This is a genomic window from Brevibacillus nitrificans (assembly GCF_003710965.1).
Classification (GTDB): domain Bacteria; phylum Bacillota; class Bacilli; order Brevibacillales; family Brevibacillaceae; genus Brevibacillus; species Brevibacillus centrosporus.
Genome location: NZ_RHHU01000037.1, coordinates 1 through 532, shown reverse-complemented (window position 1 = coordinate 532; position 532 = coordinate 1). Strand labels below are relative to the sequence as shown.

Sequence of the window (532 nt, the reverse complement as noted above, 5' to 3'; positions counted from 1 at the left end):
TTATTCACTATTTGCGATGATCCTCTACCTGATCATTTATCTCTTTTATGTAGTACGACAATCCAAAAAGGCTTCTACCCCCAAAGCGGTTTCTTCTTGAACCGTTTTGGGGTTTTTTCTTGAAGATAGAGCCGTAAAATCGGGAATTTTCTGGAAATATATAGGGAATCGCCTCAGAAAGGGAACAGAGTCGGTTATAGCGAATGGAATCAGCGACAATCAACGGAAATAACCGGATTTTTTGGACGTGCCGTCTTTCTATATGGTATAATGAAGTATTGCGATAACCAGTTGGAGGTTTACCTTTTATGGCAGAAGAAACTGCTCGGTTTCCAAAAGTCGATATTAGCCAAGAGATGAAAGAGTCGTTCATCAGCTATGCGATGAGCGTTATCGTGAGTCGGGCATTGCCTGATGTTCGAGACGGACTCAAGCCTGTACACAGGCGTATTTTGTATGCCATGCATGACATGGGCCTTACTCCTGACAAAGCCTTCCGTAAATCGGCAAACACGGTCGGGGAAGTAATGGC

At 43.6% G+C, this 532-nt stretch carries 1 protein-coding gene; it reads left to right on the top strand.

The genetic code is table 11. The features are described 5' to 3' along the window. Positions 1-308: 308 nt before the first annotated feature. Positions 309-532 (top strand): DNA gyrase subunit A (locus EDM59_RS30790; protein ID WP_148040864.1); only part of this gene is annotated, 224 nt, incomplete at its 3' end.